14 protein-coding genes are annotated in these 15,467 nt (G+C 61.5%); 7 read left to right on the plus strand and 7 right to left on the minus strand.

The features are described from left to right. Positions 1–11 precede the first annotated feature (11 nt). Positions 12–1,721 (minus strand): arginine--tRNA ligase, encoded by a 1,710-nt coding sequence (argS, locus tag L63ED372_RS00370; RefSeq protein WP_062401716.1) that lies wholly within the window; start codon positions 1,719–1,721, stop codon positions 12–14. Between the two features lie 187 nt (positions 1,722–1,908). On the opposite strand from argS, the gene L63ED372_RS00375 reads away from it, so the two are divergent. Beyond that, on the plus strand, positions 1,909–2,259 hold the full coding sequence (locus L63ED372_RS00375; protein ID WP_062401720.1) for a PsiF family protein: 351 nt from the start codon (positions 1,909–1,911) through the stop codon (positions 2,257–2,259). A gap of 118 nt (positions 2,260–2,377) precedes the next feature. Here L63ED372_RS00375 and L63ED372_RS00380 read toward each other — a convergent pair whose 3' ends face one another. Together L63ED372_RS00380 and L63ED372_RS00385 are read right to left on the minus strand one after the other, a co-directional pair. Continuing rightward, on the minus strand, positions 2,378–3,301 hold the full coding sequence (locus L63ED372_RS00380) for a LysR family transcriptional regulator (protein ID WP_062401724.1): 924 nt from the start codon (positions 3,299–3,301) through the stop codon (positions 2,378–2,380). A gap of 72 nt (positions 3,302–3,373) precedes the next feature. Further along, positions 3,374–4,303, minus strand: coding sequence for a hydroxymethylglutaryl-CoA lyase (locus tag L63ED372_RS00385; RefSeq protein ID WP_062401726.1), 930 nt, complete (start codon positions 4,301–4,303; stop codon positions 3,374–3,376). Between the two features lie 208 nt (positions 4,304–4,511). Between L63ED372_RS00385 and L63ED372_RS00390 the strand changes: the two genes are divergently transcribed. The 5 genes from L63ED372_RS00390 (at position 4,512) to L63ED372_RS00410 (ending at position 9,648) form a co-directional block, all read left to right on the plus strand. Then, positions 4,512–6,743: a malate synthase G gene (locus L63ED372_RS00390; RefSeq protein WP_062401729.1), complete on the plus strand. Its 2,232-nt coding sequence runs from the start codon at positions 4,512–4,514 to the stop codon at positions 6,741–6,743. Between the two features lie 121 nt (positions 6,744–6,864). Then, on the plus strand, positions 6,865–7,098 hold the full coding sequence (locus L63ED372_RS00395) for a hypothetical protein (protein ID WP_062401732.1): 234 nt from the start codon (positions 6,865–6,867) through the stop codon (positions 7,096–7,098). A 79-nt stretch (positions 7,099–7,177) separates the two neighbouring features. Further along, entirely contained in the window at positions 7,178–7,360 is a 183-nt protein-coding gene (locus tag L63ED372_RS00400) for a cysteine-rich CWC family protein (protein ID WP_231624589.1), read from the plus strand. Continuing rightward, entirely contained in the window at positions 7,357–8,880 is a 1,524-nt protein-coding gene (locus tag L63ED372_RS00405) for an MFS transporter (protein WP_062401738.1), read from the plus strand. Before L63ED372_RS00400 ends, L63ED372_RS00405 begins: the two co-directional genes overlap by 4 nt. Before the next feature lie 3 nt (positions 8,881–8,883). After that, positions 8,884–9,648 carry a class II glutamine amidotransferase gene (locus tag L63ED372_RS00410; RefSeq protein ID WP_062401742.1) on the plus strand — a complete coding sequence of 255 codons (765 nt, stop codon included), beginning with the start codon at positions 8,884–8,886 and terminating at the stop codon, positions 9,646–9,648. Between the two features lie 27 nt (positions 9,649–9,675). Here the strand turns inward: L63ED372_RS00410 and gshB are convergent, their stop codons facing one another. From gshB to L63ED372_RS00425, 3 genes are all read right to left on the minus strand, one after another. Next, positions 9,676–10,617: a glutathione synthase gene (gene gshB, locus L63ED372_RS00415; protein ID WP_062401745.1), complete on the minus strand. Its 942-nt coding sequence runs from the start codon at positions 10,615–10,617 to the stop codon at positions 9,676–9,678. Positions 10,618–10,701: 84 nt separating this feature from the next. After that, positions 10,702–11,601 carry a diacylglycerol/lipid kinase family protein gene (locus tag L63ED372_RS00420; RefSeq protein ID WP_062401749.1) on the minus strand — a complete coding sequence of 300 codons (900 nt, stop codon included), beginning with the start codon at positions 11,599–11,601 and terminating at the stop codon, positions 10,702–10,704. A 12-nt stretch (positions 11,602–11,613) separates the two neighbouring features. Beyond that, positions 11,614–13,110, minus strand: a complete 1,497-nt coding sequence (locus L63ED372_RS00425; RefSeq protein ID WP_062401752.1) for an AMP nucleosidase — start codon at positions 13,108–13,110, stop codon at positions 11,614–11,616. 167 nt (positions 13,111–13,277) lie between these two features. Between L63ED372_RS00425 and L63ED372_RS00430 the strand changes: the two genes are divergently transcribed. Beyond that, positions 13,278–14,210, plus strand: coding sequence for a 3-keto-5-aminohexanoate cleavage protein (locus L63ED372_RS00430; protein ID WP_062401755.1), 933 nt, complete (start codon positions 13,278–13,280; stop codon positions 14,208–14,210). A gap of 84 nt (positions 14,211–14,294) precedes the next feature. On the opposite strand, the gene L63ED372_RS00435 is transcribed toward L63ED372_RS00430, so the two are convergent. Beyond that, the gene (locus L63ED372_RS00435; protein ID WP_062401758.1) at positions 14,295–15,449 is read right to left on the minus strand and encodes an ATP-binding protein; all 1,155 of its coding nucleotides are present in this window, start codon (positions 15,447–15,449) and stop codon (positions 14,295–14,297) included. Positions 15,450–15,467 lie beyond the last annotated feature (18 nt).

Genomic DNA, 15,467 nt, shown 5'->3' on the forward strand with positions numbered 1-15,467 from the left:
GACAAATCCATTCACATTTTTTGCGGGGCCGAAACGCCCAGCACTTTCAGGCCGTTGCGCAGCACCTGGGCTGTGGCCGCCACCAGCGCCAAACGGGCTTGTTTGACCGTTTCGTCGTCCACCAAAATGCGCTCGGCATCGTAGTAGCTGTGGTACAGCGAGGCCAGGTCGCGCAGGTAAAAGGTCACGTCGTGTGGCGCAAAGTCGTTGGCAGCAGACGTGAGCATTTCAGGGTATTTGGCCAGGGCCAACATGAGCGCGTGGGCCTGCGGGCTTTGCAGCGGCGACAAGTCCACATGGGCGAGTGAGGCCACATCACCCCCGTCTTTTTCTTTCCAGGCGGCCAACACCGAGCAGATGCGGGCGTGGGCGTATTGCACGTAATACACCGGGTTGTCGTTGTTCTGGGCCAGGGCCAGGTCGATGTCAAAGATGTATTCGGTGTCGGGCTTGCGTGAGAGCAAGAAGAAGCGCACCGCATCTTTGCTGGTCCACTCGATCAGGTCGCGAAGCGTCACGTAGCTGCCCGCACGCTTGGAGATCTTGACCTCTTCGCCGCCGCGCATCACGCGCACCATGGTGTGCAGCACGTAGTCAGGGTAGCCCTCGGGGATGCCGACGTTGGCTGCCTGCAGGCCTGCACGCACGCGGGCAATGGTGCCGTGGTGGTCGGTGCCTTGGATGTTCACCACACGGGTGAAGCCACGTTCCCATTTGGCGATGTGGTAGGCCACATCGGGCACAAAGTAGGTGTAAGTGCCGTCGCCCTTGCGCATGACGCGGTCTTTGTCGTCGCCGTAGTCGGTGGATTTGAGCCACAGGGCACCGTCTTGTTCGTAGGTCTTGCCCGCGTCCTTGAGCTTTTGTACGGCGGTATCCACCTTGCCGCTGGTGTAGAGGCTCGACTCCAGGTAATAGTTGTCAAAGCGCACGTCAAAGGCCTTGAGGTCCAGGTCTTGTTCGCGGCGCAAATAGGCCACGGCGAACTCGCGCATGCCGTCCACATCGTTCACATCGCCGCTGGCGGTGCAGCTGCGGTCGTCGGACTGAACGGTTTTGCCCGCCAGAAAATCGTTGGCGATGTCCTGGATGTAGTCGCCGTTGTAGAACGCTTTGCTCTCGGGGTTGTCCGGGTCGGTGGGCCAAGTGGCGTCGCCGGGTTGAATGCCTTGGGCCCGCATGTGCGTGCTCTTGGCCAAGGTGCCGATCTGCACGCCCGCGTCGTTGTAATAAAACTCGCGGTAAACCTGTTGGCCTTGGGTGGAGAGCAGGTTGCAAATGGCGTCGCCCAAAGCCGCTTGGCGGCCGTGGCCCACATGCAAAGGGCCTGTGGGGTTGGCCGAGACGAACTCAACCAGCACTTTGTTCGGCTGTGCGGGTTGCTCGCCAAAGCACTCTGCCGCTTGCAGCACTTCGTGCACCACGGCTTGTTTGGCAGTGTCTTTCAAACGGATGTTGATGAAGCCCGGCCCGGCGATCTCGATGGCGTCGACCCAGCGCTCAAAAGCAGGGGTGGTCAGCAAGGCACTGCGCAGGGTTTCGGACAGTTGACGGGGGTTTTGCTTGAGGGCTTTGGCCAGCTGCATCGCAGCGGTGCAGGCCAGGTCGCCATGGGCGGCCACTTTGGGCGATTCAAAGGCCGCACGCGCACCCGCGCCGGTTTGGAGTTTTTCAAGCTCAGCGGCCAGGGCCGCGAGCAAATGTTGTTTGGCAGAAAGCATAGTTTCCGATTTTACGGGGGCGGGGGGCTTTGACGCTGCTGGGCGGCTGCCATGGGCGGTTTTATGTGCTGCTATTACAGTTGGTCACAACTGCTGTCGCCCCCCGGTGCGCTTGTCGCGTTAATCAGTGGACTGCACAAACCTGTGCGGTGTCATTGTTTCTTGAGTCATTTTTTGGAGTACACACATGCGTCACATCCTCTCTATCGCGGCTTTGGGTTTTGCTTTGGTTTCTGGCACCACTTTCGCGGCCGACCCCGCCAAGCCTGCCGCTGCAGCAACCGCCGCTGCCCCTGTCCCTGCCCCTGCCGCCTCTGCCCCTGCAGCCGAGAAATCAGCCCAACAAAACAAAATGGCCACCTGCAACAAGGAAGCCGAAGGCAAAAAAGGCGATGAGCGCAAAGCCTTCATGAAAGACTGCCTGAGCGCCAACAAGCAGGAAAAGCAGCAAAACAAAATGAAGACCTGCAACAAGGAAGCCGAAGGCAAAAAAGGTGACGAGCGCAAGGCCTTCATGTCAGAGTGCTTGAAGAAGTAAGCGCAGCGTTCAAGTTTCCCTCCAGGTTGGATGCGCCCGCTTTGGCGGGCGCATCCATTGGGGGCAAGCCAAACCCTGTCCGGGGTGATGGGTGGATGGCCCCTATACCGGTGGTTTTTCAGCCCTTGGCGGTTTGCCAGTAACCGGGTTGCGCGTAATGGTGTTTCAGGTGATCGATCCACAAGCGCACACGCAGTGGCAAATGCTTGCGCTGTGAAAACACCACAAAAATCCCGTTCGGAGGTGCCGCAAAATCTTCCAGAACGGCCACCAATTGGCCCGAGCTGATTTCACCCTCCACTTCCCAAGTGCTGCGCCAGGCGATGCCGTAACCGGCCAGGCACCAGTCGTGCAGCACTTGCCCGTCCGAGCAGTCAAGCGGCCCGCCCGGGCGCAGGTGCACCACGTCCTGGCCTTGCGCGGGGTTGCGAAAGGCCCAGCCTCGGGTTTGCGAAGCATCGCTCGACAAGGTCAGGCAGTCGTGTTGCAGCAAGTCCGAAGGCTGCAAGGGCGTGCCCCGCCGCGCCAGATAGCCCGGCGTGGCCACACACAGGCGGCGGTTGTCGGCCATGCGCACGCTCACCAGCGAGCTGTCCGGCAGGTCGCCCACACGCACCGCGCAGTCAAAGCCTTCGGCGGCCAGGTCGACCACACGGTCGCTGAGGTTGAGCGAGATCGTGACATCGGGGTGCAGTTCCCGAAAACGCGGCACCAAAGGGGCCACGTGGCGCCTGCCAAAACCGGCTGGGGCGGTGATGCGCAAATGGCCACTGGCCTTGACGCCACCTGCCGATACACTGGCTTCGGCATTGGCCACATCCGAGAGCAGTCGTTGGCAGTCTTCCAAAAAAGCGCTGCCTTCGTGGGTCAAGGTGATGCGCCGTGTGGTGCGCACCAAGAGCTTGACGCCCAGGCTTTCCTCCAGCGCATCGAGCCTGCGGCCGATGATGGCCGGGGCCACACCCTCGGCCCGGGCCGCAGCGGTCAGGCTGCCTTTGGTGGCAACCGAAACAAAGGTTTCGAAAGCTTTGAGCTTGTCCATGCGACCCGATTATGCGGGTTCAAGGTTGCAATGCGGTCATTGTGGCGTTTGATTGATGCGATCACCGTGCGTTTAAGCGGTGGGCCACCCTTTGGGCAAACCTGCTTCAGGTGTCATGCCATACAGCGGCTCGCCAGGCAGCCCGGCTTGGAGCGGCTCTCGGGCAGCCATGAGCCGGACCAGATCGATGCCGGTGTTCATGCCCATGGCTTCGAACATGAAGACCAAGTCTTCGGTCACCACATTGCCCGAAGCACCCGGCGCATAAGGGCAGCCGCCCAGGCCGCCCAGCGAGCTGTCGAAGGTGCGCACGCCTGCCTCGTAGGCGGCCAGGCAATTGGCCAGTCCCAAGCCTCGGGTGTTGTGCATGTGGGCTGCGCCCGTCAAGGGGCCAATTTCGTTGAACAGGGCTTTGAACAAGCGCGTGACCTGCGCCGGGTTGCCCATGCCGGTGGTGTCCGACAGGCCGATCTCGTTCACACCCGCTTGCGCCAGTTGCACCGCCAGGCGCAGCACATCGCCTTCGGGCACCAAGCCCTGCAAAGTGCAGCCAAAGGCGGTGGACATGCCCACCTCAACCGGCACGCCGGGTGCGATCTCATCGCGCAGACGCAACACGGCCCGAACCTCTTCGACCATGGCTTCAGGCGTCTTGCGCACATTGGCCAGCGAGTGCGCGGTGCTGGCCGACACGGGCAGCGTGATCTTTTGCGCCCCGGCCTCCAGCGCCGCCTTGGCGCCGCGCAAGTTGGGCACCAAGGCCATCACTCGGACGCCGCTGTGGCGCAGCGCGTGCTGCACCACCTGCGCGGCATCGGCCATTTGCGGCAAGAGTTGGGCGGGTACAAACGAGGCGACTTCAATCTCGCGCAAGCCCGCTGCTGCCAGCGCGTCTATCCAGCGCAGCTTGTCGGCGGTGGGCATGGTGGCTTTGACCGACTGCAGGCCATCACGCGGGCCGACTTCGCTGATCAGGACTTCTGGGCTTGGGAGACGTGTCATGCCTGAATTAAACCGCATTGCGCGGTCAGTTCCAATAACCCCATTCAGGCCGTGATTTGTGATTAAAAGTCATGGGTCTATGCAGTTTCGGCGTCTTTATCGGTGTCTAAATTTAGAATAGAGTGCTTGGTATCTTTGGCCGCTCTGCAGATGTCACTTTGCACGACTCGGCCCGATCTGATTTTTTGACTTGACCCGAGAGGTTTTCATGACTGCACGCACCGCGATCCACAACCTGCAAGTGGCCAATCCCTTGCTGAGTTTCATCAACGACCAGATGCTGCCCGCCACAGGCGTGGACAAAGACAAGTTCTGGAAGGGCTTCAACGACATCGTGGCCGACCTGGCCCCGAAGAACATCGCCTTGCTGGCCGAGCGCGACCGCATCCAGACCGCCATGGACCAGTGGCACACCGCCAACCCCGGCCCGGTCGCAGAAGGCAAGGCCATGAAGGCCTACCGCAAATACCTCGCCCAAATTGGCTACTTGGTGCCCGAGCCCAAAAACGCCCAAGCCACTACCGCCAACGTGGACGCCGAGCTGGCCAAGCTCGCTGGCCCTCAGCTGGTCGTGCCGATTTTGAATGCCCGTTACGCCCTGAACGCCGCCAACGCCCGTTGGGGTTCTTTGTACGACGCGCTGTATGGCACCGACGCGATCAGCGAAGCCGATGGCTGCGAAAAAGGCACGGGCTACAACCCCCAGCGCGGCGCCAAAGTCATCGACTACTGCCGCAACGTGCTCGACCGCACAGCACCGCTCAAGACCGGCTCGCATGTGGGCAGCAAGGGTTACGCCGTGAAAGCAGGCAAGCTGGTCGTGACCCTGGCCAACGGCAAGAACACGACCTTGGCGAATGACAAGCAGTTCGTGGGCTACACCGGCGACGCCAAGGCGCCTGCTTCGGTGCTGTTCGTGCACAACGGCATCCACCTGGACCTGCAAATCAACAAGTCCACGCCGATTGGCAAGACCGACCCGGCTGGTGTGTCCGACCTGATCGCTGAAAGCGCTTTGTCCACCATCCTGGACCTGGAAGACTCGGTCGCCGCTGTGGACGCCGACGACAAAGTCTTGGCCTATGCCAACTGGCTGGGCATCTTGCAAGGCACCCTGAGCGAAGAAGTGCAAAAGGGCGGCAAGACGTTCACCCGCACCATGAACGGTGACCGTGAATACACCAAGCCTGCTGGCAAAGGCACCGTCAAGCTGCACGGCCGCTCGCTCATGTTTGTGCGCAACGTCGGTCACCTGATGACCAACCCCGCCATCCTCTACAAAGGCGCAGACGGCAAAAACCACGAGATCCCTGAAGGCATCCTGGACGCCATGGTCACCGTGACCTGCGCCTTGGTGGACCTGCAGAAAAAGTCTTCGCACCCCCTGCGCAACAGCCGCACGGGCAGCGTCTACATCGTCAAGCCCAAGATGCACGGCCCCGCTGAAGTCGCGTTCGCCGACGAGCTGTTTGGCCGGGTTGAAAAAGTCATCGGCATGAAGCCCTCGACGGTGAAGCTGGGCATCATGGACGAAGAGCGCCGCACCAGCGCCAACCTCAAAGCCTGCATTGCCGCCGCCAAGAGCCGCGTGGCCTTCATCAACACGGGCTTTTTGGACCGCACGGGCGACGAGATGCACACCTGCATGTTGGCCGGGCCCGTCATGCGCAAGGGCGACATCAAGAACAGCACTTGGTTGGGCGCGTATGAGAAAAACAACGTCAACGTGGGTCTGGCCTGCGGCTTGCGTGGCCGCGCCCAAATCGGCAAAGGCATGTGGGCCATGCCCGACCTGATGGCCGACATGCTGAAAGCCAAAATCGGCCACCCCATGGCCGGTGCCAACACGGCTTGGGTGCCCAGCCCCACCGCCGCCACGCTGCACGCCATGCACTACCACCAAGTGGACGTGCCTGCCCTGCAAAAGCAGATGGAAAAGGCCGTGGCCAAGCAAGACCCGAAACAACTGCGCGAAGACACGCTCAATGCTTTGCTGCAGTTCCCTGTGGTCGCGAAAGACGCCGCCAACTGGTCGGCCGAAGACAAGCAAAAAGAACTCGACAACAACGCCCAAGGCATCTTGGGTTATGTGGTGCGCTGGGTGGACCAAGGCGTGGGCTGCTCCAAGGTGCCCGACATCAACGGCGTGGGCCTGATGGAAGACCGCGCCACCTTGCGCATCAGCAGCCAGCACATGGCCAACTGGATGCAGCACGGCGTGGTGACCGAAAAGCAAGTCAAGCAAACCATGGAGCGCATGGCCGCTGTGGTGGACGCGCAAAACGCGGGCGACGCGGCTTACCAGCCCATGGCCGGTAACTTTGCCAAGTCGGCAGCCTACAAAGCGGCTTGTGACCTGGTCTTCAAAGGCAAGGCACAACCCTCCGGTTACACCGAGCCTTTGCTGCACGCTTGGCGTCTGAAGGTCAAAGCGGCCTGAAAGCGCTGGGGCCTGATACGGTCCGATGCTTGAACAAACGGCTCCTTCGGGAGCCGTTTTGCTGTGGGTCATGCCTTGAGGCATCGGTCATGCCTGAAAATAGGGGTTTGAGGAGGGCGCGATGCGCTGGATAGACCGTATTCCGATGTTGTGGTTGGTGGGCATTGCCGTTTACTTGGCGGGAGCCCCGTTTGTGCCCGAGCCGCATCTGGTGGAGAAGTGGCGCATGCTCTTGCAAGGCAGCTTGAGCAAACCCATCGACATTTTTGATTTCTTCTTACACACCATGCCCATGGTGGTGCTGGCCATTCGCCTGTGGCGTGACGCGAAGCGCCGCCGCCAGGGCAAGGACTGAGTCCGACCCCATGACGCAGCAGGCTCTTGACCCTTGTCGCTGTCCATTGTGTGGGCAGCCCAACGCCTGCGCCATGGCCATGTCCAACAGCGGAGGTGCAGAGCCAGGGCCATGCTGGTGCACGCTGGTTCAGTTCAGTGCCGATTTGCTGAAACAAGTGCCGAAAGCCGCACGCAACAAAGCTTGCATTTGCGCAGCCTGTGTGGCGGCGTCCGAGCAGCCGTCCCAAGGCAAAAGCCAAGGCGAAAGCGAAGTTGCATGAGCCTTACCCAAGGCCCCCACAGTCTGCAGGCGCTGCAAGCGCGTTATGGCGAGCGGCACCGCTGGTTGCTGCTGCTGTCGGTCATGCTGGGCTCCATGGCGGCTGTGATGTCGTCCACCATCTTGAACGTGGCGATTCCTGACATGAGCCAGCACTTCACCTTGGGCCAAAGCCGTGTCCAGTGGGTGACCTCGGGCTTCATGGTGGCGATGACCGTGTCCATGCTGACCACGCCCTGGCTGCTGTCGCGCTACGGTTACCGCCGGGTGTACGAGGTGTGCATGTGGTTGCTGCTGGGTGGCGGTGTGGTGGGTGGTTTGGCCAACGACTTTCCGCTGGTCATGGCCGCACGCGTGGCCGAGGGCTTGGCGGCGGGTGTGGTGCAACCCATCCCGGCCATCATCATCTTGCGGGCCTTTGCCTCGCACGAACAGGGCCGCGCCAGTGGGCTGTTTGGCATGGGCGTGGTGCTGGCCCCGGCCATCGGTCCCAGCATTGGCGGGGTGCTGGTCGATGTGTTCGGCTGGCGCTCGATCTTTTTCATGGTGGTGCCGCTGGCCATGGTGGCGCTGTGGCTGTCACGCCGCTATGTGCCCACGTCGGCCCCGGGCGGCGTGCAGGCCGATGCGGGCAGTCCCGGCCTGGACTGGGTCGGGCTGGCGCTGGCCAGCGCTTCCACCTTGATGCTGCTCAATGGCTTGGTGCAGCTGCGCGGTGACGACCAAACGGTGGCCGTGGTCCTGCTGGTGCTGGCGGGTTTGGGCATGGCGGTGTTTGTGGCCTGGCAGCGGCATTTGTTGAAGTCGGGCGGGCGCATGCGACGCGCTTCCTCGAGACGAAAAGGCCAAGTCCACCAAGTCCGGCGTGGCCCGCTCATGAACCTGCAGGTGTTTGGCCACCGCCATTTCGCCATGGGGGCGCTGGTGTCGTTCACCTACGGCATTGCGCTGTTTGGCTCTACGTATTTGCTGCCGGTCTACATGCAGATGGGCCTGGGTCTGTCGCCGTCCTACATTGGCGCCGCTTTGCTGCCTGCGGGCATTTTGCTGGCCGTGACCATCGCAGCCGTGGGGCGTTTGTCGCACCGCATGCCGCCCGCCCATTGGGTGAGTTGGGGCCTGGCAATGCTTGCGCTTTCGTTCGCGCTCATGCCGCTGGTCCACCCGGCGGTGGGCTTGGCTTTGCTGTGGATTTTGGTGATCCTTGGGCGCATTGGCCTGGGCTTCATCTTGCCTTCGCTCAACCTGGGCGCGATGCGGGGCTTGCCCAAAGACCTGATCCCGCAGGCGTCGAGCGTGATTGGCTTTGTGCGCATGCTCGGCGGCGCAGCGGGCGTGAGCATTTGCGCCATCGTGCTCGAGTGGCGTTTGGCGGTGTATGCCCTCGCCTCCAGCCACTCGGGCATTGCCGATTTGCGTGCCTTCAACGAAACCTTTGTGTTTCTGGCCACTACGACCGCGCTGGCCTTGTTGGCTGCCTGGAAAATGGGTGATTCGCAAGCGCCTTCCAAGAAAGACTGAACCATGTGCCAACTGCTCGGCATGAACTGCAACACCCCCACCGATGTGACCTTCAGCTTCAGCGGCTTTGCGCAGCGCGGCGGTATCACCGACCACCACGGCGACGGCTGGGGCATCGCCTTTTTTGAAGGGCAGGGCGTGCGCCACTTTGTGGACCACCAAAGCGCCAGCACCTCGCCCATTGCCGACCTGATCCGGCGTTACCCGATCCAAAGCCAAAACGTGATTGCCCACATCCGCAAGGCCACGCAGGGCGAGGTGAGCCTGGAGAACTGCCATCCCTTTGTGCGCGAACTTTGGGGCCGCTACTGGGTGTTTGCACACAACGGCAATTTGGTGGACTACGCGCCGCGCCTGCACGGCAGCTTCAAGCCCGTGGGCCAGACCGACAGCGAGCGGGCGTTTTGTTGGCTCATGCAAGAGCTGGCCAAGTCCCACGCCAGTGTGCCCAGCGTGCAAGAGCTGTCTTTGACCCTGCGCGAGCTGGTGCCGCAGATCGCCCGCTTTGGCACTTTCAACTTCTTGCTGTCCAACGGACAGGCCTTGTGGGCGCACGCCAGTACGAACTTGCACTATGTGCTGCGCAAGCACCCCTTCAACCGTGCGACTTTGAGTGACGAGGACTTGAGCGTGAATTTTGCCGAGCACACCCGCGAGACCGACCGGGTGGCGGTGGTGGTGACCGCGCCCTTGACCACCGACGAGGCATGGGTGGCGTTTGAGCCGGGGCGGCTCTACACCTTTGAGGGCGGGGATTTGACCCCGTAGCGAGGATTAAAGCTGAGGGTTGATGCTTTAAAGCGACGATTCCACCGCATCCCAAAACAGCGCCGCCACATCACAGCCCATTTGGTCGGTGATTTCCTGAAAGCAGGTGGGGCTGGTCACGTTGATCTCGGTGAGGCTCTCGCCAATGATGTCCAGACCCACCAGCATCAGGCCGCGTGCGAAAAGGATCGGGCCCAAGGCTTCGGCGATTTCGCGGTCACGCGCCGAAATCGGTTGGGCCACGCCCTTGCCGCCTGCGGCCAAGTTGCCGCGCACTTCGCCGCCTTGCGGAATACGCGCCAGACAAAAGGGCACGGGCTTGCCGCCGATCAAGAGCACGCGCTTGTCGCCTTGTGCAATGCCGGGCAGAAACTTTTGCACCATCACGGTTTGCGCGCCGCCGCGGTTCAGGGTTTCGATGATCACGCCCAGGTTCAGGCCGTCGGCACCCACCTTGAAGATGCCTGTGCCGCCCATGCCGTCCAGGGGCTTCAAGATGATGGTGCCGTGCTCGGCGTGGAAGGCGCGGATGTCGGCTTCGCTGCGCGTGACCAAGGTCGGCGCGATGAACTGCGGAAACTCCAGAATGGCCAGCTTTTCGGGGTGGTTGCGCAGCGCGGCCGGGCTGTTGAAGACCTTGGTGCCTTCGCGCTCGGCTTGGCTCAGCAGGTGGGTGGCGTAAAAATACTCGCTGTCAAAAGGCGGGTCGGTGCGCATGATGACCGCGTCAAAATCTTTGAGGTTGGCGCGGCTCGAAGAGGTTTCGGTGAACCAGGTGTCGGGCTGCCCTGTGAGTGTGATGTGTCGAACTTGGGCCGATACGGCCTCGCCTCGTTGCCAGCGCACATCGGTCATCTGGCAGGCCACCACTTGGTGTCCACGTTTTTGCGCTTCGCGCATCATGGCGAAGGTGGTGTCTTTGTAAATCTTGAAGGATTCGAGCGGGTCGGCAACAAACAGTATTTTCATGAGCAGTCAGATTTCTAAGTCAATGCGCGAACTGTGACACAGAACGCCAAAACGGGTGTGAACCACGATGGAAGGCGGCTGGGATCACCGCCGCACCACCAGCAAGCTGGCCGCCTGGCAGTGGATGCGCACATGCTGGGCTTCACCCAAGTATTCTCCATCGGCGGCCAGAGGAACGCCCTGTGTGCAGGCGATGTCCAGTTGGCGATACGGCCAACAGCCGATGCGCGGGTGACCGAGGTGTTGGCCGATCAACAGACGGGGCAGCATGAGCAGGGCCCCCGATCGCCCAAACGTACCGGCCAACAAGGCATTGAGCTGGCCATCGGCCAACTGCGCGTGCGGCACAGCGGGCATGCCCGAACCGAAGGTCGGGGTGTTCAGGCTGGAGGCAAAGAGGCAAGCACCTTGGTGTTTGAAGTGTCCATCGCTGTGCAGCGTCAGGTCCCAGTGGCGCAGGTGGATCAGCTCGTGCAAGGTGGCCCACAGGTAGCGGGGCAAGCCACGCAGCCAGCTCGGCCCATTCAGCGCACGCAGCCCAACGGCCGAATCAAAACCGGCCGTCAGGCTCGACAGAAAAGGGCTCTCGTGCGTTTGGCCTTGCAGATCGCGCCAGCGGGCCAGGCCGGTGTCGATGGCTTGTGCAGGGCCTTGCAGTGCCAGTGTCAGGGCTTGTGTCCAAGGCAGGCCATCCACACCCCAAGCGCGGGCGCTGTCGTTGCCACTGCCCATGGGCACCAGGCCCACGGTGAGTCGCCGCGCCAGCAGCATGGGCAGCCAGCGGTTGAGTGTGCCGTCACCGCCCACCACCACCACTCGGCTGCCTTCGGGCAGCGACTGCAGCAGGGCCACACTGTCGCTCAAGGCTTCGGGGGCTGCCAGTTGTGCATCTGGCGCATGCGCTGCCAGCCACGCCCGCAGGGCCGGAATGCGCCGCGCAGCGCGGCCGCCTTGTGCATGGGGGTTGAGCAGAACCAAGGCCATGGCGGGGCGTGCTTACTGGAAAGCCACTTCGGCAAAGCTGCGCAGTTTGCGGCTGTGCAGTTGCTCGGGGCCAGCGTCGCGCAGCAGCGTGACGGCGCGGATGCCGATTTGCAGGTGCTGGTTCACCCGCTCGCGGTAAAAGTGGTTGGCCATGCCCGGCAGCTTGATCTCGCCGTGCAGCGGCTTGTCGCTCACACACAGCAGCGTGCCATAGGGCACCCGAAAGCGAAATCCGTTGGCCGCAATGGTGGCGCTTTCCATGTCCAGGGCCACGGCGCGGCTTTGGCTGAAGCGCCGCTGCGGTTTGTTGTCTGGCAGCAGCTCCCAATTGCGGTTGTCTGTGCTGGCCACGGTACCGGTGCGCATCAGGCGTTTGAGGTCCGCGCCATGACAGCCCGTGACCTCGGACACCGCACGCTCCAGCGCCACTTGAATCTCGGCCAGCGCCGGGATCGGCACCCACAGGGGAAGTTCTTCGTCCAGCACATGGTCTTCGCGCACATAGGCGTGGGCCAGCACATAGTCGCCCAGCAGCTGTGTGGTGCGCAGGCCCGCGCAGTGGCCCAGCATCAGCCAGGCATGTGGGCGCAGCACGGCGATGTGGTCGGTGATGGTCTTGGCGTTGGCCGGGCCCACGCCAATGTTGACCATGGTGATACCGCTGTGGCCTTTGCGCACCAGGTGGTAGCCGGGCATTTGCGGCAGCCGTGGTGGTGTTTGACCCAGCGCATCCACGTCCTCAGCTGCCAGGCCCACACGGCGGGTGACCATGTTGCCGGGCTCGACAAAGGCGACGTATTCGCTGTCCGGGTTTTGCATCTCGGCACGGCCCAGCGCGATGAACTCGTCAATGTAGAACTGGTAATTGGTGAACAGCACGTAGTTTTGAAACCAGCGGGGTGAGGTGCCGGTGTAGTGGCGCAGGCGCTGCAGCGAATAGTCGATGCGTGGCGCGGTGAAAAGCGACAGTGGCCGCGCCTCGGAGGCTGCAGGCTCGTGCGTGCCGTTGGCGATGCCGTCGTCCATGGCGGCCAAGTCGGGCAGGTCAAACACCTCACGCATCAGGGCCTGGCGCTCGGGGCTCAGGCTGCCTTCCATGTGCTCGTCGTCGGCCAATGAAAAGTGGATCGGAATCGGCTGGTTGCTGGTGCCCACCTGCAGGCTCACGCCGTGGTTTTTGAGCAGCAGCGTCAGTTGCTGGCGGATGTAAAAGGCAAACAGGTCGGGCCGGGTCAATGTGGTTTCAAAGCGGCCGGGCTCGGCCACAAAGCCGTAGCTCAGGCGGCTGTCCAGCCCCGCGCTTTGGCGGTTGGCGCTGCTGACCTGCACCCGAACAAAGGGGTAAAACGCCCGCACCCGGGTGTCTGTCATGTCGGCGCCCGCCACAAACTCATGCATGGCTTGGCGCAGGTGGTTCACACTGTGCTGGTAGATGTGCTGAATTTGCGCCAAGGCGCTGTCGGCATCGTGGTGCTCGGAAGGGGCGATGAAGGGCGGCAGGTGCTGCATGGGATTCCTGGACGGTGTGTCTGGCCATTTTGCTGCAATCGCGTGGCTTGGGTGTGACAGGGCTGCACGCTTGTTGCGTTGGTGACCTCCCTCACCTTTTGCGACGGGCATGCTGTGGCCCAGACCCAGTCCGCAGGGGCTGGGCCACTATTTTCTGGAGACGGTTCATGAGCAAAGCCCGCAAAGTCATCATCACCTGCGCCCCCACGGGGGCCATCCACACGCCCAGCATGTCGCCGCATTTGCCGGTGACCACCGACGAAATTGCTGACGCGGCGATTGCCGCCGCCGAGGCGGGTGCGGCCATCTTGCACCTGCATGCCCGCGACCCGGCCGACGGCCGCCCCACACAAGACCCGGCATTTTTTGTGCCGTTTTTGCAAAAGATCAAAGCCAAGACCAACGCCGTCATCAACTTGACCACAGGCGGCAGCCCGCACATGACGGTGCATGAGCGCATGCAACCGGCCCTGACCTTCAAGCCCGAGGTGGCGTCGCTGAACATGGGGTCGATGAATTTCGGCCTGTTTCCCATGCTGGACCGCTTCAAGAATTTTGAGCACGAGTGGGAGCGCGAGCACCTGGAGAAAAGCCGCGACCTGGTGTTCAAGAACACCTACAAGGACATCGAGACCATCTTGCGCCTGGGCACCGAAAACGGCACGCGATTTGAGTTCGAGTGCTACGACATCAGCCACCTGTACAACCTGGCGCACTTTCGCGATCGCGGCTTGGTCACGGGGCCTTTGTTTGTGCAGTCGGTGTTCGGCATTTTGGGTGGCATCGGCCCGCACCCCGAAGACCTGATGCACATGCGCCGCACGGCCGACCGCCTGTTTGGCAACGATTACCAGTGGTCGATTCTGGGCGCAGGCAAAGGCCAGATTGCGCTGGCCAGCATTGGCGCGGCCATGGGCTCCAATGTGCGCGTGGGGCTTGAAGACTCGCTGTGGATTGGCCCTGGGAAATTGGCCGAATCCAGTGCTCAGCAGGTCCAGCGCATCCGCACCGTGCTCGAAGCCCTGAACCTCGAGATCGCCACACCCGATGAGGCCCGAAGCATGCTGGCACTCAAGGGCCGGGATCGGGTGAATTTTTGAGGTTCAGTGGGCGTTGACCCAGTTCTCAATGCGCATGCTGCGGACCTTTAAATGGTCACATGCCATCAGACGCTCAATATGAACTCAAGCTTTGCTCAGTAGCATGGGAATGTCCAAAGGCGAGACGACTTGGACATCCTTGGCCATGGCCCACCCTTCTTGAACGGGAGCCATGACATAGGCCTTGTGGACCCCGATGTCCTCGCAGGCCTGCCAAAAGCCTTTGGATACTTTGGGGGCAGATGAAAACTTGATTTCAAATCCAGTGGTTTCGCGGCCTGTCTCCACCACCACATCCAACTCAGCGCCCGCAGCGGTTCGGTAAAAAGACACACTGGCACCTGTTGGCAAGTGGTTGCAAATTTGCTCGATACAAAAGCCTTCCCACGATGCGCCCGTGTTGGGGTGGCCCATCAAATCATGGACGTTGCGCATGCCCAGCAGGTAGTGCAGCAAACCGCTGTCGCGCACATAAATTTTGGGTGATTTCACCAGCCGCTTGCCCAGGTTGGCATGGTAGGGCTCCAGGCGGCGCAGCATGAGCGACTGCACCAAATGGTCCAAATATCGGGTGACTGTGGGTGAGGAGACGCCCAGCGATGCCGCGATGCTGGACGCGTTGAACAGTTGGCCGTGCAGGTGCGCCACCATGCGCCAAAAGCGCCGCATCAATTCGGGTTCGACATTGATGCCCAAGGCGGGCAAATCGGTGTGCAGGAAGTGCCTGACAAAAGCATCACGCCAGAGCCAAGATGCATCGTTTTGGGGTGTGGTGTAGCTGCCCGGAAATCCGCCGCGCACCCAAAGGGTTTGAATGTCTTCAAAGCTTTGATGTACTTCGCTCAGCAACAGGGGGGCCATGTCCACCAAGGCCAAACGACCCGCCAAGGATTGGGATTGCTGGAGCAATTTGAATGAGGCAGAACCCAGGATCAGAAACCGGCCAGGGCGCCGGTCTGCATCAATCTCCCCGCGCATGGTGCTGAACAGATCTGGGGCATTTTGAATTTCATCCAAAACCACCAATCGGTGGCGGTTGGCTTCAAAAAAAACATCGGCTTGATCCAGCTTGGCGCGTGCTTGGGCGTTTTCCAAGTCAAGGTAAATCGAGTCTGGAAATTCAGCAGCGATTTGTTTGGCCAGCGTGGTCTTGCCGATTTGACGGGCGCCCAAAATAGCCACAGCGGGGCTCAAGCCCAACTGGTGGCGTATTTCAAATGCAGATTTTCTTTGAAACATCCTTGCATTTTAAACATG

The sequence above is a fragment of the Limnohabitans sp. 63ED37-2 genome, from assembly GCF_001412535.1.
Lineage (GTDB): Bacteria > Pseudomonadota > Gammaproteobacteria > Burkholderiales > Burkholderiaceae_C > Limnohabitans_A.

Excerpts from the sequence above, each read along its gene's own strand:
- argS (WP_062401716.1), bottom strand. The coding sequence starts at position 1,721 with ATGCTTTCTGCCAAACAACATTTGCTCGCGGCCCTGGCCGCTGAGCTT.
- L63ED372_RS00375 (WP_062401720.1), top strand. The coding sequence starts at position 1,909 with ATGCGTCACATCCTCTCTATCGCGGCTTTGGGTTTTGCTTTGGTTTCT.
- L63ED372_RS00380 (WP_062401724.1), bottom strand. The coding sequence starts at position 3,301 with ATGGACAAGCTCAAAGCTTTCGAAACCTTTGTTTCGGTTGCCACCAAA.
- L63ED372_RS00385 (WP_062401726.1), bottom strand. The coding sequence starts at position 4,303 with ATGACACGTCTCCCAAGCCCAGAAGTCCTGATCAGCGAAGTCGGCCCG.
- L63ED372_RS00390 (WP_062401729.1), top strand. The coding sequence starts at position 4,512 with ATGACTGCACGCACCGCGATCCACAACCTGCAAGTGGCCAATCCCTTG.
- L63ED372_RS00395 (WP_062401732.1), top strand. The coding sequence starts at position 6,865 with ATGCGCTGGATAGACCGTATTCCGATGTTGTGGTTGGTGGGCATTGCC.
- L63ED372_RS00400 (WP_231624589.1), top strand. The coding sequence starts at position 7,178 with ATGTCCAACAGCGGAGGTGCAGAGCCAGGGCCATGCTGGTGCACGCTG.
- L63ED372_RS00405 (WP_062401738.1), top strand. The coding sequence starts at position 7,357 with ATGAGCCTTACCCAAGGCCCCCACAGTCTGCAGGCGCTGCAAGCGCGT.
- L63ED372_RS00410 (WP_062401742.1), top strand. The coding sequence starts at position 8,884 with ATGTGCCAACTGCTCGGCATGAACTGCAACACCCCCACCGATGTGACC.
- gshB (WP_062401745.1), bottom strand. The coding sequence starts at position 10,617 with ATGAAAATACTGTTTGTTGCCGACCCGCTCGAATCCTTCAAGATTTAC.
- L63ED372_RS00420 (WP_062401749.1), bottom strand. The coding sequence starts at position 11,601 with ATGGCCTTGGTTCTGCTCAACCCCCATGCACAAGGCGGCCGCGCTGCG.
- L63ED372_RS00425 (WP_062401752.1), bottom strand. The coding sequence starts at position 13,110 with ATGCAGCACCTGCCGCCCTTCATCGCCCCTTCCGAGCACCACGATGCC.
- L63ED372_RS00430 (WP_062401755.1), top strand. The coding sequence starts at position 13,278 with ATGAGCAAAGCCCGCAAAGTCATCATCACCTGCGCCCCCACGGGGGCC.
- L63ED372_RS00435 (WP_062401758.1), bottom strand. The coding sequence starts at position 15,449 with ATGTTTCAAAGAAAATCTGCATTTGAAATACGCCACCAGTTGGGCTTG.